This is a genomic window from Lacihabitans sp. LS3-19, from assembly GCF_024343575.1.
Lineage (GTDB): Bacteria > Bacteroidota > Bacteroidia > Cytophagales > Spirosomataceae > Leadbetterella.
In genome coordinates, this window is record NZ_RJUA01000006.1 from 135,086 (window position 1) to 159,558 (window position 24,473).

At 39.3% G+C, this 24,473-nt stretch carries 14 protein-coding genes; 5 read left to right on the forward strand and 9 right to left on the reverse strand.

All coding sequences use genetic code 11. From position 1 onward, the window contains the following. Positions 1-7: 7 nt before the first annotated feature. The 5 genes from EGI22_RS07950 to EGI22_RS07970 are packed head-to-tail and all read left to right on the forward strand — an operon-like array spanning position 8 to position 8,539. Positions 8-1,780, forward strand: a complete 1,773-nt coding sequence (locus EGI22_RS07950) for a DUF1961 family protein (RefSeq protein ID WP_255067592.1) — start codon at positions 8-10, stop codon at positions 1,778-1,780. Positions 1,781-1,824: 44 nt separating this feature from the next. Further along, entirely contained in the window at positions 1,825-4,362 is a 2,538-nt protein-coding gene (locus EGI22_RS07955; RefSeq protein ID WP_255067593.1) for a DUF4962 domain-containing protein, read from the forward strand. Position 4,363: 1 nt separating this feature from the next. Then, on the forward strand, positions 4,364-5,794 hold the full coding sequence (locus tag EGI22_RS07960; protein WP_255067594.1) for a sulfatase: 1,431 nt from the start codon (positions 4,364-4,366) through the stop codon (positions 5,792-5,794). Positions 5,795-5,817: 23 nt separating this feature from the next. Next, a complete protein-coding gene (locus EGI22_RS07965) occupies positions 5,818-7,341 on the forward strand; it encodes an arylsulfatase (RefSeq protein ID WP_255067596.1) in 1,524 nt (507 codons plus the stop codon). Positions 7,342-7,345: 4 nt separating this feature from the next. Next, positions 7,346-8,539, forward strand: coding sequence for a VCBS repeat-containing protein (locus tag EGI22_RS07970; RefSeq protein WP_255067597.1), 1,194 nt, complete (start codon positions 7,346-7,348; stop codon positions 8,537-8,539). A 4-nt stretch (positions 8,540-8,543) separates the two neighbouring features. On the opposite strand, the gene EGI22_RS07975 is transcribed toward EGI22_RS07970, so the two are convergent. The 9 genes from EGI22_RS07975 to EGI22_RS08015 all read right to left on the reverse strand — a co-directional run bounded on the left by EGI22_RS07975 (position 8,544) and on the right by EGI22_RS08015 (position 24,414). Next, the gene (locus tag EGI22_RS07975) at positions 8,544-9,941 is read right to left on the reverse strand and encodes a BNR-4 repeat-containing protein (RefSeq protein ID WP_255067599.1); all 1,398 of its coding nucleotides are present in this window, start codon (positions 9,939-9,941) and stop codon (positions 8,544-8,546) included. 27 nt (positions 9,942-9,968) lie between these two features. Then, positions 9,969-11,411 (reverse strand): sulfatase, encoded by a 1,443-nt coding sequence (locus EGI22_RS07980; protein ID WP_255067601.1) that lies wholly within the window; start codon positions 11,409-11,411, stop codon positions 9,969-9,971. Between the two features lie 34 nt (positions 11,412-11,445). After that, positions 11,446-12,789 (reverse strand): sulfatase-like hydrolase/transferase, encoded by a 1,344-nt coding sequence (locus EGI22_RS07985; protein WP_255067602.1) that lies wholly within the window; start codon positions 12,787-12,789, stop codon positions 11,446-11,448. Further along, positions 12,786-14,387: a sulfatase gene (locus EGI22_RS07990; protein ID WP_255067603.1), complete on the reverse strand. Its 1,602-nt coding sequence runs from the start codon at positions 14,385-14,387 to the stop codon at positions 12,786-12,788. Before EGI22_RS07990 ends, EGI22_RS07985 begins: the two co-directional genes overlap by 4 nt. Positions 14,388-14,426: 39 nt before the next feature. After that, a complete protein-coding gene (locus EGI22_RS07995; RefSeq protein WP_255067605.1) occupies positions 14,427-15,851 on the reverse strand; it encodes a sulfatase in 1,425 nt (474 codons plus the stop codon). 12 nt (positions 15,852-15,863) lie between these two features. Beyond that, positions 15,864-18,845: a DUF6797 domain-containing protein gene (locus EGI22_RS08000; RefSeq protein WP_255067609.1), complete on the reverse strand. Its 2,982-nt coding sequence runs from the start codon at positions 18,843-18,845 to the stop codon at positions 15,864-15,866. 82 nt (positions 18,846-18,927) lie between these two features. After that, the gene (locus EGI22_RS08005) at positions 18,928-21,306 is read right to left on the reverse strand and encodes a GH92 family glycosyl hydrolase (protein WP_255067612.1); all 2,379 of its coding nucleotides are present in this window, start codon (positions 21,304-21,306) and stop codon (positions 18,928-18,930) included. Between the two features lie 27 nt (positions 21,307-21,333). Beyond that, complete coding sequence (locus EGI22_RS08010) at positions 21,334-23,031, reverse strand: hypothetical protein (protein ID WP_255067614.1); 1,698 nt, start codon at positions 23,029-23,031, stop codon at positions 21,334-21,336. Positions 23,032-23,055: 24 nt separating this feature from the next. Beyond that, on the reverse strand, positions 23,056-24,414 hold the full coding sequence (locus tag EGI22_RS08015; protein ID WP_255067615.1) for a DUF1080 domain-containing protein: 1,359 nt from the start codon (positions 24,412-24,414) through the stop codon (positions 23,056-23,058). Positions 24,415-24,473: the final 59 nt, after the last annotated feature.

Consider the following 24,473-nt stretch of genomic DNA (forward strand, 5'->3'; position numbering starts at 1 on the left):
AAACTAAATGAAAAAAGCCTTTTACATATTTCTTATTTTAAACTTTTTTTTGTTCAATGTTTCAAAGGCAAATGAACCTTACGGTCTTTCATCCATCAATAAAGCTGAACTCAAAAAACAATTATTCCTTGTTGCCGATTGGCAAAGTAAGCAAACTGCCCATCAAAAAAAATACGGTGCCTTAAACTGGCATTATGCTACTTTTTATATTGGTTTGATGGAATTGTACAAAAGTACGGGTGAACAAAAGTATTTTGAACAATTGTATGAACTAGGCAAAAAACATAATTGGACTACCGAAAATAGGGTTTTTGATGCCGACTATTTAGCCATTGGACAGGTTTACCTTGACCTATTTAAAGAAAAACAAGAGCCTGAAATGATTCAAAGGCTTCAATGGGTAATAGACGCTCATCTTGAAAGAATGCCAAAACCGGATGTACGTTTTGTTGATAACCAATACCGTCGTGAATGGTGGACTTGGTGCGATGCCCTCTTCATGGCTCCACCTACATTTGCCAAAATGTATGCACTCACTGGGCAAGAAAAATACCTCGATTATGCTATGGATAACTGGATAATCACAACCAATTATCTTCTGGACAAAGACGACAAATTGTTTTTTAGGGATGATCGTTATTTTAAGCATCAAACACCAAATAATAAAAATTTGTATTGGAGCAGAGGCAATGGTTGGGTCCTAGCTGGTTTGGCCAATATGATGGATATTATCCCAAAAACTCACCCAAAACGTCCATTTTTTGAAGAACAATTCAAGGCTATGGTTGCTAAAATAGCCGAAGTGCAACAAGTAGATGGCTTGTGGAGACCAAGCCTTTTAGATCCCAAAACCTTGCCACAGCCTGAAGCCAGCGGAAGCTCTTTTTTCTGCTATGCTTTTTTGTGGGGAGTTAACAATGGCCTGCTCGACTCAGCTGAGTATTTGCCAAAAGCACTTAAAGCTTGGAATGGCTTGAAAGCTTTGGTGAATGAAGAAGGGCGATTAGGTTATGTGCAGCCACCCGGAAAAGAACCCTTGCCCTATACTGAAGATGCCTGGGAAGAGTATGGCTCTGGAGCTTTTTTGATTGCAGGCAGTGAGCTTCTAAAAGCCATAGAAAAAAATGAAGGTCCAAAAAAGGGTAAGCTCCTATATGAAAACCCACTATCAGATGCCGCCAACATTAAAAACTGGCCAATGGAAGGTCCAGGCAAAACAGAATTTATGGACAATTGGATGCATATGTATTCACCAGAGGAAGAAGGGCATCACGTTCTTTGGTGTACAGAAGATTTTCCGGGAAGTTTTATCGCAGAATGGGAAGTGCAAAATATGGAAACCGATGCTGGTTTGGTAATTATGTTTTTCTCAGCGAAAGGTGCCAAAGGTGAAGATATTTTTGATAAATCACTAAAAAAACGCGATGGTATTTTCAAAGGTTACACCAAAAGTGACATCAATAATTACCATATTTCTTATTATGCTAACGGACGTGACAATCGTGAAAGAGTAGTTGCCCATCTTCGGAAAAATGCCGGATTTAATTTGGTGCAAAATGGAGAAGATGGCATTCCAGCTCATTCAGAAGTGATTCATAAAATTGTTTTAATCAAAAATAACAATAAGATCTCAATGACCATTGACGGCAGAGAAGTAGTTAATTGGACCGACGATGGAAAAGAATATGGTGCAGTACTGCAAGAAGGCAAAATGGGTTTTAGACAAATGCAATGGACACATTTTAGATATCGGAATTTTAAGGTTTACACTTTAGAATAAATTTTATAATTATGGATTTTACAAAAACATCAACCTTAGCAACCATGAATAAGCTCTTTTTTTTCCTTTTGTATTTCTTGATTTTTCAAGGTTCTAACTTTGTTAGTGCCCAAAAATTAACGTATAAAACCCCTGACGTTGCCGTGATTTACCCAAAAAACAGAATTTGGGCCACACCATCAGGAGGCCAAGAGGCAGCCTTTAATTCACCAAGCTTACAATGGTCAAGTGATGCTAAAAACCCTAATTACAGTGTTCGCATATCTTCATCGGCAGATTATACCAGAGATCTGATTGAAAAGTCAGATCTCATTTATGGGATTTTTAATCCACATAAAATATTGAGCCCAGGAACTTGGTATTGGCAGTATAAAGCCAAAGACGGAGATTGGAGTCCAAACAATAGCTTCATAATTACGGAGAATACTCTTCTTTTTGAAACCCCAAGTAGCAAACAAATAATTGCAAATATACCTCAAAGCCACCCTCGTGTTTTGAGCTACAAAAAGGATTTAGAGGACTTGAGAATAAAGGTTAAAAACTATGCTGAAGCTTCTCAAATCATTGCCGAAGCTAATTCTTACATTAGTTTACGAGTTCCAACAGAAATAGACTTAAATCCTAAATTCGAAGGAAAAAACGATTTCGAAAACAAGAAAATAGCTCTGCTAGCTAGTAAAAAAATTGGCTCACAGGTTTATACTGTTTTATACACCCTATGTCAAGCTTACACACTCACTGGCGAAGATAAATATTTTAAAACTGCCAAGGCATGGGTTACAGAAGCCGTGCAATGGGATCCTAATGGAGCTTCACACAATTCCGATTTTGGAGATGCTGGAACAATGGCCGGATTTGCATTGGTATTAGATACTTTTTGGGATAAAATATCACCTGAAGAAAAAGAAGTAGTGGTCAAAAATATTTCTATTCGGGCTAATGGTTTTTACAAAAAATGGATAAATAGTGTAGAAAAAAGATCCTCGTCCATGCACGTATGGCAGCATATTATGCATCGTATGCTTTATAGTTCTATTGCTCTTGTAGGTGAAACACCCGATGCAGAAAAGTGGCTCAGCTATATCTACGACATTTGGATTGCACAAAACCCTAAGATGGGCGAAGAAGACGGTGCTTGGTTTAATGGCACTGGGTATTTCAGAATGAATACCTTGACCATGTATGAAACTACCCATTTTTTTAACAAGCTAAGTGGTAAGGATTTCATGCTTAATCGATGGTTCAAAAATAACCCCAAATGGCTTATATACGCCATGCCGCCAAGTTCTGTTTCAGATGGTTTTTGTAACGATGGTAATAAACATCCTATGCCTACTATTGGATATGCAGGTTATGCAGATGCAGCTTCAAGAATGTTTAACGACCCTTATGCAGCTTGGTATGCCAATGAAGTGGCAAAAAGCAATGGAATGGCCATTGCAGAAGATGATGAATTTCGATGGTTTAGGGTTATAAAAACGAATGAGATGCCTTTACCTAAGCAATTGCCAAAGTTCGATTTACCGCAAGCCGCCGTATTTCCTGATGTAGGCGTTGGTTATATGCATACGAATATTGAAGAAATGGAAAACAATTTGATGCTTTCGCTACGAAGTAGTCCATTTGGTTCTTTGGCACATACCCATGCCGATCAAAACACATTTAATATTGCATTCGGTGGAAAAAGACTTTTTTACAATTCGGGATATAGGCCAGCCATGGGCGATCCTCATTTTTTGGGTTGGTACAAACATACCCAAGGTCACAATGCCATTTTGATTGATGGACAAGGTCAACCTTTCAATGCTGGAGCCTATGGATTAATTCCTCGTTTTTTACACGGTGAGCAAATTTCCTATGCCATGGGCGATGCTTCCAATGCGTATTCGGGCAAAGACTTAGGTGAAAATACTGATTTAGGAATGAAGACTTTCATGCGACATTATTTAATGCTTCGGCCAGGCATTATTGTAATTTATGACGATTTAGAAGCCGACCATAAAGCCGATTGGTCTTGGCTTTTACACAATGATACAGGTCTGGAAGTTAATGAGAAAACGAAAAGCATAATAGCCCAAAATGAAGTTGGTGGAGCAAAAGTATCGTTGTATTCTTCATCAGCTATTAATTTCGAAGTGAGTACCGAATTTTCAATACCAGTAGACAACTGGACCAAAAAAACCGATGAAGATGGAGAACCTATTGATTTTAAAGACCAATGGCATTTCAAAGGTTCGGCGAAAGAGAAGACAAATAAAATGAGGTACTTAGCAATATTTCAAGTAAATTCAGCTCAAAAATTTGAAGAAATTAAAATAAACGCGAAAGGTATTTATGAGGTCGGTGATTGGGAAATATTCGCGGAATTGGATAGCAATAAAGAAGCAAAACTTACAGCTCGAAAAAAAGATGGAACGGCTTCCTTTGTTTCAACAGGAGAAATGAAAGTTGATTCAAAAAACTACGCTGGTTCAAATGCTAAAATCTTTGAAAATAGCTATGGAAATAAGCTTTACAAAGAATCAAAAGATGTGATTCCAAAAGCCATTCTAAATGCAGCATTAATGCCTGATAATAAATAATATGAAAGCTATACTTATAGTTCTTGTTTCTATTTTGGCGTTTGGGCTAAAGCCTAAAGAAAAGCCAATCTCCAAACCAAATGTGCTGATGATCAGCATTGATGACCTTAATGATTGGGTTGGGGTAATGGGAGGAAACTCATCTGCCATTACGCCAAATATCGATAAACTGGCCTCAGAAGGCGTTCTTTTTATGAATGCTCATTGTCAAACTGCTCTTTGTGGTCCGTCAAGGGCCTCCATAATGAGTGGTTTAAGACCTTCCACTTCAGGGATTTACGGCCAATTGAAAGACGAGGAAATAAGAGAAGCCTCCGCTGTCATGGAAGGCATTAAATTCTTGCCAGAGTATTTCGGTGAAAATGGATACAAAACTATGGGAGTTGGAAAGATATTTCATGAGCATGCTCCAGAAGGTGTCTTACAGATTTCTGGAGGTAGAGTAAAAGGTTTTGGTCCCAAACCCGAAAAAAACTTCCATTGGGACAAAAAAGGAACAAGTACCGATTGGGGAGCATTTCCTGAAACCGATGCCAAAATGCCGGACTATAAGTCGGCTAAATGGGCTGTAGAAAGACTTTCGGAGGAACATGATAAGCCATTTTTCTTGAGTGTAGGATTTGTGAGACCACATGTGCCTTGGTATGTGCCTCAGAAATGGTTTGATATGCACCCGATTGAAACCGTAAAAACGCCGCCCTATTTGAAAAATGACAAAGACGACCTGCCTGAAATCGCAATTCAAGTCGATGATATGCCTATGATGCCAAGCACCGAATGGGCGATAGAAAATAAGCAATGGAAGAACATGGTTCAAGGGTATTTGGCTAGTACCACTTTTGTGGATTATTACGTGGGACAAGTGCTTGAAGCTTTGGAGAAAAGCCCTTATAAAGACAATACCATAGTGATTTTATGGTCTGATCATGGATACCGTTTGGGTGAAAAAGGAACTTTCGCAAAACATTGCTTATGGCAAGTCGGTACCCATGTACCTTTGATTATCAAAACGTTGACTCCCAAAAGTGGTACAAGAATTAATCAACCTGTTGAGCTTTTAGATATTTACCCTACTTTGGTAGAGCTATGTGGTTTAGAAAAAAACAGTAGTAATGAAGGGATGAGTTTAAAGCCGCTTTTAGATAACTCTGAAAGTAATTTTAAAAAGGTAGCAACCTCAACCTATGGAAGAAACAACCATGCTTTGGTATCAGAAAAATACCGCTATATCAGATATGAAAATGGAGCTGAAGAATTGTATGACCGAAATCAAGATCCAAACGAATGGAATAATTTGGCAAAGGACAAGAAAATGTACAAAGTCAAAAAAGAAATGAAAAGCTATTTACCAAAGAATAATGCTCCTTGGTCACCTAAAGTCGTGATGGGACATAATGCTTATTTTACTAAAGCTACAGGAACGTCTGAGTAATTTTGAAAAGAAAATACGAAAAAATGAAAAAATATAGTCTGATTTTATGCTGCTTCTTTGCTTTGGGAGCTTGTCAAACTCAAAAGAAGAGCGAAGTTGAAAAGCCAAATATCATCTATATTTTGGCAGATGATATGGGATTTGGAGATGTTTCGGCTTACAATGCCGAAGCCAAAACCAAAACGCCCAATATTGATCAACTGGCTGCTGAGGGCATGCGTTTTACAGATATGCATTCTCCTTCTTCGGTATGTACTCCCACCCGATATGGTATCTTGACAGGTCGATATTGTTGGAGAAGCCGCCTTCCACAAGGAGTTTTGCAAGGTTACGGCAAAGCTTTGATTGAAAAAGACCGTGAAACTGTAGCATCTCTTTTGCAAGGTCAAGGTTATACAACAGGCGTTATAGGAAAATGGCATTTAGGCGTAGATTGGGTTTTAAAACCCGAATTTAAAGACTCCGTAAATACGAAATCTGCCGAAATGAATGAATTCGGTATGGTTCGAAATTTAAACGGAGATTGGGTTGATTTCTCTCAAAAACCTACGGATGGGCCATTGAACCATGGTTTTGATTACAGCTATATTTTGCCTGCATCTTTGGACATGGAGCCCTATTGTTATTTAGAAAACGATGTTTTGACAGAAATTCCTTCTGAATATACACCCGGAAATGATTTAAATACCGGATCGTATGCGACTCAAGCATTTTGGCGACCAGGTCGAGTGACTAAGAGTTTTGATTTTTATGACGTACTTCCAAACTTCATCAATCAGGCCAAAAACTTTGTAAATAGCCATGCCAAGGACAATAAACCCTTCTTTTTGTATTTGCCTTTGGCTGCTCCGCATTCCCCATGGGTACCAACGGAGAACTACAAAGGCAGCTCAGGTGCTGGCCAATATGGAGATTTCGTGCAAATGGTGGATGCTCAAATTGGTGAATTGCTAAAAACATTGGAAAAAACTGGAGAAGCTGAAAATACTCTGATCATTTTTACCTCTGACAATGGGCCTTTTTGGAAACCAGATTTTATCGAAAAATACAATCACAAGGCAGCCTCTTTTTACCGAGGAATGAAAGCCGACATACATGAGGGAGGGCATCGTATACCTTTTATTATCAAATGGCCAAAGCACATTGAAGCGGGTACTCAAAGTGATTTTCCAGCTACTTTGACCAATCTTATAGCTACCTGTGCAGATTTGCTTAACTTAAAATTAGGCGAAAATACGGGTGAAGATAGCCAAAGTATTTTGCCAATAGCATTGGGCGATAAATCAAAATATCAGGAGCCAATTGCCATTGTTCATCATTCGTCTAAGGGCTTTTTTGCGATAAGAAAAGGCCCTTGGAAACTGATAGATAAATTGGGTTCAGGAGGATTTTCTGTGCCAGTAGAAATTAAGCCAGGGCCAAACGAAGCACCAGGGCAGTTGTACAATTTGGAGCTCGATCCCTCAGAAACTAATAACCTTTATGCTACTGAGCCCGAGAAGGTCAAAGAGCTTTGGGCAGAGTTAAATGCAATAAAAAGCAAATAGAATAATGGTGAAGCCAATTTTACTGGTCTTGTTAACGGCTTTTTATGGCTACTCCCAACACTGGGAGATGCATACTATAGATAACACATCTACAGGTGCTGATGGCGTAAAATTAGCTGATATTAATCATGATGGACTTTTAGATATTGCCACAGGATGGGAAGAAGGCGGCATTACAAAGCTATATCTTCACCCAGGTAAAAAAAAAGTGAAAGAACTTTGGCCATCGGTTATTGTTGGAGAAACCCCAAGTGTAGAGGATGCCGTTTTTATGGATGTAGACAATGACGGCCAATTGGATATCGTAAGTTGCACCGAAGGGAAGTCTAAAAAAATATTCATCCATTTTGCCCCAAAAGAACAATTGCTCAATTCTGAAAAATGGAGGACAGAAGTACTGCCTGCCTCAGTAGACTTGATGCAATGGATGTATGCCGAACCTATAAATATTGATGGTAAAAATGGCCCTGATATTGTGGCTGGAGGTAAAAATGCAAATGGTGCATTCGGGTGGTTCGAAGCACCTGAAAACAGAGCGAATTTAGCCGATTGGAAATGGCACCCTATTTCCTCAATGAGTTGGCTTATGTCTATTATTTTTAGAGATATGGACTCGGATGGCGATATGGATATCGTAGTTACCGACCGGAAATCAGGACTTCAGGGTTGCAGATGGTTGGAAAACCCCGGTAAAACAGACTTGCAAAAGAAAGAATGGAAAAGTCATTTTATAGGTGCAAAAGACCTGGAAGTTATGTTTATGGCTATGAGCGATATGGATGGAGATGGTATAGAAGAGGTGATTTTGGCAGAAAAAACCCACAAAACCATTCGGATTTACCGTATAATTGGAATAGAGTGGAAAGAACAAATAATCAAAGTTCCAGACTTTACGGGTAACTGTAAGTCGGTCGAAGTGGGCGATATAAATGGCGATGGTATCAAAGATTTGGTTTTTAGTACAGAAACAGGAGGAGAAGTGAAAGTTGGACTAACTTGGGTTAATGGCAAAGATTTAGATCAAGAAAATCCAAAATTTCAGGCCATTTCAAAACTTCATAGATCCAAATATGATCGTGTAGAACTGATTGATATTGACTTAGATGGCGATTTAGATCTATTGATTTGTGAAGAAAACTTTGGTGAAAATAGCCAAGGATTAGGTGTGGTGTGGTACGAAAACAAGTTTAAAAAATGAGGAACTAAAACCCAAACCTTTTCACTGGTCCATGATCTCCAATTAAATACATTTTACTATCGACAGCCATGGGTGTATTGGGAATTTCTGCCACAATTACCCGAGCATCCGGATGAGCATTTCTAATCAAAGAACTCATAACATATTTGCCATTTTTTGAAGTTACTAGCGGTGTCTCTTTGGTCCAATTTTTACCATTCTCATCAGCTTGCCACCAGGCGATTTCTGCTGTGTTGTTCATTATTGAAGATGTAAGAAACCTAATTTCATTTGTATTTGCTATCAGTATGTCAGCTTCCTCAAATTTGAATTTTTGTCCAAGAACTTCATTGAAATTCCATTTGTCACTTTCCCAATTGGCATAAGAAATATTCGCATTGTTCCTAAAATATAAATGTGGGTTCCCTTTTGAATCACTTCTAATCGTGCCTAAACGCACACTTTTGCCTTTAGAATCATAAATTTGGACCAATTCATCTGCCGATTCTTTGGTGAGTGGCATATCTAACTTTTTACCCATGATGGATTCCCAAGTGTCAGTTTCGGTGTTCATTTTCATGTAATACGAATTGAGCCTAAGCGAAGTGTGATTTTCACCCGTGCCACATAAGTGATAATTGAATGTAGAAACGATGCTATTATTGGCCCCTTCTTGAAACCAGGCATACCAAGAATCGGAGGTAAAGGCGTGGCCTTCGGCTTTTTTATATTTTAGAATGGAAACCGGAGCTGCGAATGTACGTGCATTGTCAGTAGATTTTTGGTAGACCCAATTGCTCCGATGCGAGCCGTGGCGGTAAAACAAATAGATGGTGCCATTGCTCATTTTGACCCATTGGCTATAAGTCCCCAGTGGTGAAACATTTCGTAATTGTTCCCATTCGCTGATGTCATAAGGACTTTTAGAAACCACATGCATTTGTTCACCACGACCCATCGTGCCCAAGGTGTTTGCTCCAAGGCCACGATGCCCGCCATGTCCGCCAAATATTAAATGAATATACCCTTCGCCGTCGACCAACAAAGCCGGTCGGCCGTGGTTGTCTATTTCATCGGGATCGGTACTTAAGGGCGTTTTACCCAATGCACTTATACCCGCTTTAAAAGGCCCTTTCCATTCTTTGGTTTGATGATTATAAGAACAGACATAAGGATCTTCGTGAGGTCCTTGGTAGGCAACATAAGTAACTCCTTTAAAATATTCACCCATAGGATGTTGTATAGACTGTACTGGCTTTCCAAATCCATTGTCTGCAAAATAATCGAGACTATCGGCTTGGGAATGTATTAAAGGATTAATCCGTGTATCATTAGCTTCGTTTTTGGAAGAATTAATAAAATTGCTCATCAGCAGAACTACAGCAATCACACCAACGTAGAAACTACTTTTTGTATAAATCATTTTGTAATTCTTCACTATTTAAGATTCTTATTTGTCAGTTTTTTTCAATGCTTCCTCTAATTGCTTACTGTATTCAGGACGGTCTTTCCAATTTTGTAAATAGGGAGCATATTCCTTTTTATTCCACCAAAACTCGGGTTCCGGGTCTTTTTCGAGCAATCCGCCGTCATAATCATCACCATGTAGACTTTTTTCCACTGACAATAACCAGTTTTCGTAGTATGAAATCATTTCTTTGGCTTTTTCAGGAAAATCGGCCAGGATATCAATCGATTCTGTTTTGTCTTTATTGAGGTTGTATAAAGCGTATTTCTTTTTCTCAATATTTTCGACTAATAATTTATAATCATTATCTATCAAAGCTCCTTTATTTCGGTATTTGAAAGGTATTGGTGCTTTTCTTAAAGAAGGTGGTTTTCTTTGAAACAAATGCTCGATACTATTTCCATCGATAGGTTTTATGAAAACATCCTGAGACAAGTTTAAAATAGAAGCAATTGTCGGAAATATATCCATTGTACTGGCAGGATACGAACTTATTTGATTGGGCTTTATAACTTTTGGCCACTGAATAATACAAGGAACTCTCAAGCCACCTTCATATACACTACCTTTAAAATCTCGCAGACCACCAACACCTTCAGGTCCACCAAAAGGTACACCACCATTGTCGCTGTTAAACCAAATCAGGGTATTTTGGGCTAAACCCATTTCTTCGAGTTTACGATTTAATCGTCCTATGCTTTTATCCATCTCAACTATTTCGCCTAGGTAATCCTTTTTCTTTTCTTCCATATTTGCTGAAAAATCTGACTTATCGGTATCCAAAGCACTCCAAGGATCATGCGGACTGCCGTACCAAATCACCACAAAAAAAGGATCTTTTTTATGTCCAGAAATAAAATCAAGTGCTTGATTTACAATAACATTGGAAGAACTTCCTGAGTATTCATTTATCTCCCCCTTATGACTCATCAAGGGATTTAGGTCAAAAAAATTAGTAACAGATATCCATTCCATGAAACCAAAACTTCCCGGACTTCTACTGTCTTCAGCCAAAATGGGTACTCCCGGTCCTTTAAGCCCATCGAGATGCCATTTGCCAAAATGAGCAGTTTCATAGCCTGCTTTTTGCAAAGCTTGAGCTATAGTTTTTTCTTGTCTTCGCATAGGATAACCATGTGCAAATACCGCAGAACGATCATTTGCTCTTCCGGTAAGCACCGAAGCTCTCGTAGGAGAACAAACAGGAGCACCTGCATAGAACCGGTCCATTCTGAGGCCATTTTCGGCCATTTTCACCAAATTAGGTGTTTTCAAAAAAGGATGATTGTAATAACCCATTTGTCCCCAACCTTGGTCGTCAGACATGACAAGGATAATATTGGGCCGCGGGTCTTTTTTGGCTTTGATAAAAGCCGACAACATTATAATGCTAAAAAGGAAAACCAGAAGAGCTTTTATTTTCATTCAAATTGAATTTTAAATAGCCTAAAATTGTCACTTACCTCTTATTATGAACTTCCCAAGCCTGGTACTGTTTTTTCAAATCAGCCACAATTTCAGGATGTGAAGAAGCCACATTGGTGGTTTCGCCGGGGTCGTTTTCTAAGTTTGCTAAAAAGAAATTGTCGGCTTCTGTCAGGACGCCTTTTTTGCTTGTGTCTTCAGGGTTGGCGTGCAATTTCCATTTGCCTTTTCGAGCTACCCATGATTTTCTGAAAGCCCAGCAATAGCCCTCTTCTTCGTGAAAAGAAACAGCCTCTTTCTTATTAATTATAGTAACCAAACTATTTCCATCTAGCTTTTTATCAGGCAATTGTATTTTGCAGTATTCTGCCAAAGTAGGAAACCAATCGGTATTTACAGCCATTTGATCCCTAACCTCTCCTTTGGGAATTTGGGCTGGCCAACTTATAATAGAAGGTACTCGAATTCCTCCTTCAAAAAGACAGGCTTTGGCTCCTCGATATATTCCGGCATTGCCTCCACCAAAATGTGCCCGCTCTTCTGTGGAATATCCATTGTCCGACTGAAATATGATGATCGTGTTTTCTGCTAAGCCCTGGTCTTTGACTTGTTTGAGCAAAACGCCAATTTTATCGTCGAGCGTAGACATAAATGCAGCATACAAATCACGCGGATAGGCCAATCCTTTCTTTTGATAATACTCAAGCCATTTTGGGTCTCCTTGATAAGGATAATGTGGCAAATTTATAGCGAAATACATAAAAAATGGGCTCTTATCAGCTTCTTTCATAAACTGATCCGCTTCTTTGAGCATCAAATCTGGAAAAAACTGACCGGGATAATAAACCTCTTCGCCATTCCTATAGAGATCATGTCTATTGGGTCCATTCCAGTAGAAAAAATGAGAATAATTGTCGATGCAGCCCGAAATATGACCAAAGGAATGGTCAAAGCCCTGTGCATTTGGGCTCATTTCTGGCGTATAACCCAAATGCCATTTGCCAATATGTGCAGTTTTATAGCCTGCACTTTTAAATAATTCGGCCATAGTAAATCTATTGGCGGGCATGCCATTATTGGGATTGGTTGCTGAGGCATTTCCCGGCAACCCGGCCCTTTGAGGCGTAAGTCCTGTCAATAATGAGGCTCTCGAAGGTGAACAAACCGGAGAAGCATAAAACTGGGTAAACCTAACTCCATTTTTGGCCAATCCATCTATGTTAGGAGTTTCTAAGTCCTTGGCACCGTAGCAATTAAGGTCTATTGCTCCCTGATCGTCGGAATAAATAAGAATTACATTCGGTCTTTCTTGTGCATTTAAAAAACCAACTGTTCCCAAAAGAAATAGTGCACAAAAGCTTATTTTCAGTAGTTTCATTTCTTTTTGTTATACTTAGGATTGTATTCGCCTTGTTTTTTAAAGCCCTCAAAATTTCTCATGCTACCAAATCGCGGATAGCTGTCAAAAATATCACCCCCATTTATCATTCTAGGGTCGCCTTCTTTGGTTAATTTCTCCTCTAATTCCTTTCTGAGCTTTTGCAAAACCGACTTCATTTTTGGAGATTTCGCCAAGTCATTGACACAGTAAGGATCATTGATAATATCAAATAATTGTTCTGTATCTCTTTTTTCAAAGGCGTTTTTATATAATAAAAAAGGATAATTAGCCTTATGGTCAATCATATAGGTTTTGCTGGGAGAAGAGTCAATGTCTTCATAACCCTCCTCAATATCTTTCATGCCTTTTTTACCACTAGTCGAAACCACATAATCGGGGGCTGGGTCGCCTACTGGCCATCGGTCAGATTTAAAGTTTCGAATGTATAAGTATTTTTGCGTTCGAACCGCCCTGGCTGGGTAGCCCAAATTGTCAGGTCGGGCATGGGTATGTCTTTCGCGACCCGTATAAACACTTTTTCGAGAGGCCTCTATGCTGCCAGATTTTGAACTTTTAAAAATCGACAATAATGATTTTCCAACGATGCCTTCGATGTATTTTACACCCGCTAAATCTAAAAAAGTAGGTGCCAAATCTATCAAACTGACCAAATCATCCACCTTCCTATTTTTTCCATTTATTCCAGGACCAGCTATTGCCAAAGGTACATGCGTACCAAACTCTTGAAGATTGGCCTTGGCATAGGGGAAAGCCATTCCATTGTCGGCAGTAACCACAATGATAGTGTTTTCTAACTCTCCTGCCTCTTGAAGCATTTGCAGCATTTTGCCCAATTGCGTATCAAACCAATTGATTTCCAAGGCATAATCGAGAATATCGTTTTTTACAACATCTGCATCGGCCAAAAAACCTGGAACTTTTAGTCCATTTGTCGTTAAACCTGAGGCAGCACCAGAACCTTCTTCATATTTGCGATGTGGCTCCTGCCCGCCATACCAGAAAAAGAAAGGACTGTCTTTAGGCTTGTCTTTTAGAAAATCCTTGAAATTGGAAGCATAATCTGTAGTGCTGATACCTGATGCAGGTACTTTGTCAAATTTCCTTTTATTATACTCTGGCCCGACAGGATTTCTCGACCAGCCCGAATCCTTAAAATTGCCAGGGCCCCAAGGTTTGCCCGTAAAACCTATAGCATATCCCGCATTTTCGAGAGCATCGGTAAATACCGGAAACTTTTTCGGGAAATAACTACCATGAGTACCTGCTTCTTCTAATTGCCAAATATTCCTACCCGTAAGTATGGCCGCTCTGGAAGGGCTGCATTGAGGGGCAGCTACAAATGCATTGTGGAAAAGTATGCCATTGGCCGCCACCTTATCAAATTCTGGTGTGCGAAAAGTACTGTTTCCATAGGCCGAAGCATGCGGAAAAGACTGATCGTCGGCTATAGCAAAAAGAATATTCGGTGGTCGTTTTTCAGATTTTTTGACGCTATTTACACGAAATGAAGTCAAAATTAAGCCAAAGAATGCTAAAAAAAGTATTACATATTTAACCCTACTCAAACTTTTCATTTTCATTTTCATTTAAAGGTTGTTTAAATTGCTCCTGATTTAGTTCTTCGAGCTGGCTAACAATTCCGGATTATTGGTTTTGATATATCGTACCAAGGAAGCCTCCAATTCTTTGGCTTTGGCGGCATTTGACTTTGAAATATCCTGAGTTTCACCAATGTCTTTGGCAATATTATACATTTCTACTTTTTTAGTTTTCCAGAATTTTATCAATTTATAATCTCCCAAAATAATAGCGGAATGAGGATAGCCTCTAGCAAATCGATGGAAATAAAAGGCTTCTTCCTTTCTGGTCACTTTTCCAATTCCTTTGTTTTTTAAGACCGAAGCAAAACTTCCCCCTTCTACCTCTTTACCTACGTTTTTGTTTCCTGCTAAATCATTGAAAGTGGGTAATAAATCCCAGCCTGCTACGGGTACATCTGATTGAATACCTTTTTGTATTCCAGGGCCTTTAACCATAAATGGAACTCGAATTCCCCCTTCAAACAAAGTCCATTTTCCGGCTCTTAGAGGTGCATTTCTCATGGGCGTTTCAAAGGTAGAAGGAAGATCAAGCTTGTTTTTTACAGGAGGAATAAACTCCACGGCCCCATTGTCTGCCATCAAAACAATGTAAGTATTGTCAGAAATCCCGAGTTCTTCCACCATATTAACCAATTCACCAATTTTTGCATCTAAGTCATTTATCATACCTCCCCAAGCTGGATTATGGTGTTTTTTACCGGGTTCTTTTGCCTTAAATTTATCGTAGCTGGCCTGCCTTGTTACCATGTCAACATGGGTGGCATAGTGCGATACTTGCAAATAAAAAGGACTATTCGATTTTACTTGATCCTTCATGAAACTTATTGCCCTGTAGGTTAGGCTATCCATTTGTTTGGGATTGTCGCTTATAAAATACCTATCCCATTTATCTTCTTTGCCATGTCCCATGTTTCCATTTGAGTTTCCGTTGTCGCCATCGCTGACATCATAGCCCAATTGCTCAGGGGTCATTTCAGCTCTTAGGTCCCATTTCCCAAAATGGGCTGCTTTGTAACTTGGATCATAAGCTTTTAAAACTTCTGGAATAGTTTGAAGCTTGGAGCTATAATTCTTAGGAAAAACATCATCATCGCCCATTTTTATAGAAGTTTGCCCAAATTGAATGCTTCTTCGTGTAGGCGAACAGATAGGATCAGGTGCATAGCCTCTTGTAAAACGCATGCTTTCGGTAGCAAACTTATCGATATTTGGAGTCTCGAAAAAGTCGCTTTTAGAATCAGAAACTCTATCATCCATTTTTGAAGAAAGACATGACCAACCCAAGTCATCAGTTAAGATTAAAATGAAATTGGGACGCCGCACAGCTTCTGGAGCATCGGTGACCTGAATACTGCTAAAACCAATGAAAAACAGTGCCAAAAGGCTCAAATAGATTGATCGTTTAATAAGGGTTACTGAGTTTGTTTTTTGTTTCATTTTTCTATTAGATTAAAAGGAATTATTAAGCTCATGAATCGTTCCTTGAATGGAACCATTTAGCGGCTCACCTTTTGAATTCTTAATTTTATAGTCAATCGTAATCACATCTACTTTTTCTAAATCATTTATACTTAATTCCAATCGATTGCCTTGCGATTCGGCTTTGCTAATTCGAAGCGTTTTTTTGTTTAATCGATCCGAACCGTATTTTTTACTTCTCAATAAATCCCATGTTTTCACTTCAAATTTGCTGACATCAGCAGCAACAATTGGGTCTAAGATTGAATCAAATTCCAAGACAATTTTCTGTTCGAAAACCTTCATTTTTAGGGGAATCGGAATAGTTTTACCTGTATAACGAACCCTATAAAGGCCTCCTCCTCGGATCATTTGATTGGTTCCCCAAGCTGACATGCCGCAAGCATAGAGTTGTCCATCTGCAGGGTTAAATCTTCCTCGCATCACACCAGTGAGAAACTTCACTCCCGGCAAATCTATCACGGCTCCTTGTTCTTGTCCGTTTACGGTTTCGTTCAAAACGTATTGAATTTTTCCATAGCCATAAGAAAGGCTGAGCAATCCACCATTTAAGGCTCCCCATTTTTCACTTTCAACCCAAACCATTTCCGAAGGAGAGCGGTCGTAATTCATATCAACCCAAACAAGCGGCTGCTCCATGGCTGCTCGCGAAGAATCTTTGGGAGGATTGTAGCCCCACATATTGCCGTAAAATTTTCCAGTTCCTTTTACCCAATTTATCCTGTTCATGGGATTCCAATAGCCCTGCTGGTCGGTTACAATAAAACTCCCATCAGGGTTGATACATACACCATTGGCTGCTCTAAATCCGGTAGCAATTATATCCGTTTTTGAGCCATCGGCACTCACTTTCAATAAGGTACCATGCTGAGGAATAAGGGCTTCTCGGGCATGTCTTCCACTTTTTGCATAATAAAAATTCCCTTCTTTATCGGTTTGTAAGCCCATAGCAAACTCATGGAAATGATCGCTTACCTGGTGGTCGTGATTAAAACTTTCGTAAAAATCAGTTTCTAAATCATCATTCAGGTCTCTTAACAAAACCAACTGATCGCGGCAAGTGACGTATATTTTTTCATCTACTATTTTAATGCCCAAAGGTTGGAATAAACCAGAACCTATTCGCTGCCAGGTCAATTCTCCATCGGGACTCAGAAAACCACTTATCAACCAAATATCTCCATCTGTTGCACAAGCTGCGGCTTTGTTGGGATCTTGGAAAAAGTCAATTCCGCTAAGCTTCATGCGGCATGCCCAGGGATTTTCGAAAGGTATATTTAATTGATCCACTGCGAAAGGGCCGTCTTCCTTTCCTTCAGTTACATCAGTTTTCAAGATTTCTGGATAATGAGGCTTTCCCTTTCCCATTGTATATTTTAACAGAGATTCAGGTTCTGCTAAGCTAGTTTCTTTAAATTCCGAATCTTTGGGCATAATCGCCAAAGTAATTTTTACCGGTTCCTCAGCATTAATTGTCAAGTAAACATGTCCGTTTTCTTCTATCAACCTGGCACCTTTTCCTTTTATTTTCACTTGTGAAGTCGCCTTAGCAACTCGCATTTTGAGTATTGATTTAGACGGAGAAATATTCAATGTTCGCGTAAAAACATACGGTTCTAAAAATCCAAATTTCTCCAAGATATCAGATTCTCCAACAGAGTAAGAAATAATCACTTGATCTTCGTGGTGGTATAAGCCCTTGTAATTTGCCCAGGATTTTGGCAGCGGACCAAATGCCCGGCCATCTCTCGCCACAAATCGAGGATCATCAAAATTGCCTGTCGCTGGGTTTGCCCATCCGGGTCCAACAGGTGTTTCAAAATGAAGCGTACCAATAGTTCTTGGGTAAGTTTCGTGTTTGTCGTTCAGCAAAATTGCATTCCAATCGATAAATCCCTCGCCCGTATACGCCCCTGCAACTCTCATCAGGTCATGGTCAAACACCATCCAGGCTTTTCCTTTAGAAACACCTCCATGGCCCTTATCTAGTCTTACGGCGATACCTTTATAGGCAAAGTTGTTCTTGGAATAATCTTCATCGGGAAAAGGTGATGGACCGGGAGAATGGTATCTCGGCAAGCCCGATTTTTCATCAACCAATTCATAAGTATTTATCAAGAAATTGCCGTAATCCATATCGGCCCAAGGTTGATAAGGTTTCAAAGCAGGCCCTCGGGAATTACCCTTCGGAAGGGAAGCCAAGTAGCCAGGAGACACCTTCTGGAGAACTACATTTTTGTTTTTGGAAACAAATTCTTTCTGGATGTAATGAATCACATCATATTTTTCCTGGGGACTTAAGGAGACCTGAGGAGGCATGGAGCCAAATCCTCTTGTTACAGTTTGATACATCGAAAAGGAGTCGTGTCCTGCCTTGAATCGCTCTGACCAAAACTTTAAAGACATGGGTATAGAGCCCTCGTTTTCTTCATTTCCATGGCAATTGATGCAGGTAGCATTGTATATTCGCTCTCCTCGAACAAAGGTATTGACATCAAATTCACTGATAAAACCTGCATGATCCAGATTTTCTTCGGTCTTTTCTAAGTCTTTAGCCGATAGGTTGTATTCTATATTCTTTCTATCAATAAAGACCTTTTCTTCTGATAATCTTTCTCCCGAAACAGGCAAACTGCGTTTTTTTGAAATCAATTGAGCAGAAACTCTTTCCTCATCAATTTGGCCTTTGAGCTGGTAGTTTACTTTATCAATAAGCAAAGAACCCTTTATTTGATTCTCCGAAACCTTTAAACTATCGATTTTAATTTTCCCAGATTCATAAAAATTGATGCTCCCAATATAATTTTTGCCGTCGTGATTTATTACCATGGTAGCTTCTTCTTGGTAGTTACCATGGTTTACAGATATCGTCCAATTACCTACCACAAATCTGCTCTTACTACAATTAGTAAGTGCGATTGCAAAAAGTAAATAGAGATATCTTCTTTTCATTTTTACGGTTTAATATTGCTTGATTTTTACAAGTCAAATCAATCAAAGTATTATTATTTTTTCACCCAAAATCAGATTCAAATTAATCCATAGTCATTGAAGGCGGTGCCTGCTCGGGTTTAATTCCCCATTTTTTGTTCGGTTTTTTGCCCATGTTTAAAGTTAATTTTCCTCCATTTACCACAGTTTCGTGTAATACCCAAGGTTTGTCAAGTGCTTTTCCATTCAATTGAGCCGATTGGATATAATAATTATTAAGCCCATTATTTTTTGCTTCAATCGTAAATTTCCCTCCTGAATAATATTTCGGATTTAAGTTGAAGGTGATTTTGTTGAAAATTGGACTACTTATTTCGTAATAAGGCTCCGTAGAAGTTCCCCCGTTGGTAGAGAAAAGGCCAGATTTCATTAATACAGCCAAACTGCCCATTAAGCCTTGGTCTTCATCGCCACTGTAGCCAAATTCTGGTGAAAGGCCGCTATAAACTTTATCAATTACCTGACGGGTCCAGTATTGAGTAAGCCAGGGTGCTCCCGAAAAATTAAACAAAAAAGCCGTGGGAATACAGGGTTGATTTCCGTAATTAATAAACACCCTACGGAATTCCCGGTTTAGTTCTTTATCATGGGATTTTCCTGATACAAAATCATGCTTACTTGCTTTTTCAAACGACTCATTTAGTTTTTTAGTAAAAGCCTCTCTGCCACCAATCAATTTCGCCAAACCATTGACATCGTGAGGAACCCACCAAGTGTACTGGGCTGCATTACCTTCTACCCAGCCATTGTCATACAATAAAATATCTACCGGTTCTTGCCAATTGCCATCTAAAGTACGGTTCCACATCCAGCCGATATTTGGGTTCCAAATGTTTTTGTAATTGCCAGCTCTTTTTGTAAAGAGCTCAAAATCATCCGTTTTGCCCAGCTTTTTTGCCATTTGAGCTAAAGTGAAATCCTGATAGGCATTTTCTAAGGTCTGTGCCGAGCCGTCTTGGTGAAAGCCGTAGCGAATAGTACTCAAAGGATGTGGAATATATCCTTTTTCGATATAGTGTTCTATCCCGCCGCCTTTAAAGGTATGATGTTCGTAGCCCGCCTTACTCATCAAGCCACCCGGAAAATGATTCTTACGCATACCTTCATAGGCTTTTTCGATATCAAAACCTTTGATACCTTTTAAATAAGCACTGGTAATAAATGGCGTGCTTGACGCTCCGGTCATTACATAGGTATAATTTCCTCCGGCTGGTCCACGAGGTATAAGCCCACCGTCATCGTACATCAGAAGCATAGAGTTTACAAACTCTTCCGAAACCTCAGGATATACCAAATGCCAAAGCGAATTTATAGTCCATTGGGCTCCCCAAAAAGAATCGGAATTATAATGATTAAACTTAGGCTTCCCTTTATCATTTAGGGGAATTTGGCCAATCCGTGGGCTAGAACCCGTATTGTCGATATATTTTCCGTTTACATCTGAAATAATCCTACGACCTTGAAGTGCATGCCACAAGTCGGTATAAAAACGTCTTTGCTCTGTCTCTGTGCCACCTTCTATCTCAATTTTGCTTAACCAGGAATTCCAATCTTCCTGACTGTCTCGAACACATTTTTCAAAATCCCAATGAGGCAATTCAGCGTTTATATTCAACCTAGCTTGTTCTTCACTTACATAAGAAATCCCCACTTTCATTTTTCTTACTTCGCCGGTTTGTGTAGCAAAACTTACATAAGCCCCTATTCGCTCACCTTCTATTTCATTGCTTAAGAATTCTTCCAACTTGCCATTTCGCCATCCTTTTATACTTTCAAAAGGCTTGTCAAATTGTGCAGCGAAATATACGGTAAGCGTTTTAGGCCTTCGGGCAGTTTTACCCATGACGGCATATCCTTCTATTTCTCTGTCGCTCACTTTTTTTATTCCTCCTTTGTCGGTATCGGATGGTCCTAAAAATGTACTCAAGTCGAAAAGGATTTGGCTCTGAGCAGATTTCGGAAATGTATATTTATGAAAACCCACTCTGGTGGTAGAGCTGAGTTCAGCGGTAATCTGATAAGCATCTAAAAACACTTTGTGATAGCCCACTTTTACGATTTCTTTTTCATGGCTATATTTTGAACCGTATTGTTCTGAGCCTAAATGTCCTTTAAATTCGCCTGTAGTAGGCAAAACAGGTACTCCCGAAAGCTGCCAGCCGTGCAAATGACTAAAGCATTTTATACTGTCAAGATTATAGCGATAACCTGCATTCCAATCGGCATTAATGGCATTGTCAGGACTTAGGTTTACCAATCCAAAAGGTCGGGAAGCTGAATTGAAAAAGAACCATCGGGAATTGGCGGCATCGACCAAGGGATAAACCAAATCAACAGGTCGCTCCTTGACTTTTTGGGAAAAAGAAGTATTGAAACTAAAAAGGAGAAGTAAAAAACAAAATTTTTGCAAAAACTTAGTCATAGAGATATTTTGATAATTTATGATAATTTATGATAAATTTAGGGTGTGTTTAAAGGGCGTAGTACCCGTCAAATACACCGTGGGAGCTTCCATGGCAGGCAAAGCTCCTCTTAACTGTACGCCCTTGTGTTCTATTCTGCCCGGACCAAAACTTATGACATCTTTGCCCACAGTATAGGATGCTTTTTGGCCAGAAAACAAATAGGCATTTTCTCTTTTGGTATATTCATTTACTCCAGCAAATGTACCTCCAGCTCTAAAAATCAATTCCATAGAAACAGGAACATTATCTGTTCCGCTCATTTCTATTTCAACTTCAATTCCAGCATAGATTTCTTTAACTTTTACCGTGGTTTGTAAAGTCTGAATTTCGCTTTTCTTGCGTAAACTTCTTGGCATTTTACTTAAGTCGCCATCTGGTGAAATCTTGTCTTTTTCATGTGGCTGATAGTACGGCCCTTCGAGTGATTTGCTCAATACCCAAGTATCACCAATTTGTTCAATTTTTTCGGTTTGGAATTGCCCTTTACCAAAAAATGAACCCGAAATTCTCATGGCTTGTAAAACCGCATTGCCATTGTGAAAAGTTAGCCAGGCGGCGTTTTCGGAAAGCAATGTACAATCCCAAACCCCTCGCCGAATCCTCACTACGCCTGAATAAGGAAATGCTTTGGCATAAGAAGTCGGAAGTGCTTTTGATGCCGGTAAATCTTTTAGTAAAGCTGGGTTTTCTAAAAAATTAGTAAGATAGCCTGCTAATTGCTGAGGTGTGCATGTTTTTTCTATTAGTCTACAGGCCGCTGCCATTTCTCCACTATTGTCAAGCAGTGCCATGTAACGGTAGCAATAGTAATATTTATACATAAAGTCTATCGAGCCGCGATCTTGTCTATTGGATGCCTCTGTCACAACTTCACCATTGGGATGAATATAGAATAAACTCATCGCCAGGTTTTTTCGTACCGCATCATAAAGTTCAGGTTTATTCAAGCCTATGGCCATGTCTATTAATGCTCTATCGACGATCGGAGAATAACTATTGGTGCTTTTTTCGGTGAATTGGCCATCTGGGTCAATATCGATATGTTCTGCCAGCCATTGGTCCGCTCGGTCGAGGTAACGTTGGTCAGGAAATAGCTCATTTACTTTGGTCAAAGCAGCCGAAACTACCCAGCGGTGATTTGGAGTATGCACTCCTCCAACGATAAGAGCCTCGCCTGCGTTTTTTATAAAGCTTTTTAAATTTTCTATGGCATTTTCGGAGCCTTTGACTTTGGACTTTAATAAAAACTTATAAGAAGGAATGATGTTTTCCAAAACAAAGGCCGTGTCAGGCGTAGAATGGAAATTGGTCGAAAGTAAATCTATCGTACCGTCGCTGTGTTGAAATTTCAAAAGTGCCTTGGAAGCCGCTTCAATATCTTTCAAAACATCTTTAGAATTATAAAAATCAGACTCCTCACAAGCGAATAACATAGATGCTTTAGCAATAAATCCGGCCGTAGAATGTGGACTTGGAATCTCATCTCCATCAAAATAGCCCCCAACATATTTATTGGAACTGTGAGTAATTTTATTGGATTTGAAATTCGGCAAAGCCTTATCATGAATTTTAATCCACTCGATAAGCCATGCTGGATTTTCATTTTCTAAAGATGTAAAACTCAGCATAGGAAGCACGCAAAGGCTTGTAAGACCAGAATTGATAAATGCTCTTCTTTTCATAGGTTAAAGGTTGAATAAATGAATTTAAAATTCTCTGATTTTTATACTTCTAAAATGAACCACATCGCCATGGTCTTGCAGGAGAATATGGCCTTTAGCAGCTTGAGCAAAATCAGGGTGAGGACTAAATTTGCTTTTCGCCACCAGATTTCTGAAAATCTGAGAATGACGATCGTATTCTACCATTTTTAGATTATTGATCCAATGCTCCACATGCCCGTCTTTTGAAACCACACGTACTTTATTCCATTTGCCAGGAGCTTGAATTCTTTTGCCGCCACCACCTTCAGAAAGGTTTTCTGAGGTAATTAAGTCATAAAGTGAAGCTGTTGTCCTGTTTCCTCCTACACCTTCTTTCGCATCAGGATGCCTAATGTCATCCAAAAGCTGAAATTCAGGCCCAAGACCTGATCCTTTTCCTTTTTTTGGGTCATTTACTACAAAATATTTAAGTCCACTATTGGCTCCTTCGGTAAGCATATATTCCAATTCCAATTCAAAATTGCCAAACTCTTCTACTGTTTCAATGTCGCCACTAACCTTTTTGCCATTTTCTCTCAGGCCCAAAACCGATAAAACACCATTGTCCATCGTCCAGCCTTTTTCAGGAAACTCAGTTCCATTGGCTATTTTCCAGCCAGTAGAGGTTTTGCCGTCCCAAAGTAGTCTCCAACCTTTACGTATTTCATTTTCGGTCAATTGATTTACCAAATAACTGATTTCAGGAGCATCTTCTCCTTTAAATTTCACCTCTTCCAAGTTTTCGGTAGCAATTCTGATATTTTTCCATTGAACAGTCAGACCTTGTTGTTTTTCAGTTTTGATGGCATGTACCTGTAATGCAATAAAACCGCTGGCAGTTTGTGGATCAAAAAGGTTGGCACATGGAATTCCGTTGATCCAAGTCTTGATATTTTGGCCAACTGCTTCTATATGATAAGTATTCCATTGCCCCACTCTGAAAGCTTTTTGACCATTGGGATTTACTGAAAGTGGATATTTCCAGCCACTACGGCCTTCGTCAAAAATACCACCAGCCCAAGCACGTCCACCTGGATCTATCTCTACTTGATAGCCATGAACTTTACCATTATTATAGGCTGGATCGCTTATACTTCTGATTTGAATTCCAGAGTTTAAACCTGCTTCTACTTTCACGTCAAGTTCAAGGACAAAATCGCTATAGTCTGATTCAGTACACAAAAAAGAATTGGGGGTATTTAAGGTCGAAATGCCCACAATAGCATTGTCTATAACTTTGTATTGTGCCTGACCATTTCGCTGGACAAAACCACTTAAGTCTTTGCCATTAAAAAGGCTTTTCCACTGAGCCTGGCTGGAAATACTTATTGCTAAGAATAGCAGAAGGATGTTTTTATTCATTAGGATGAATTGATTTTTGAAAGTTTAATTTCTGTAGTTCAATTTATAGGAAATTTTCA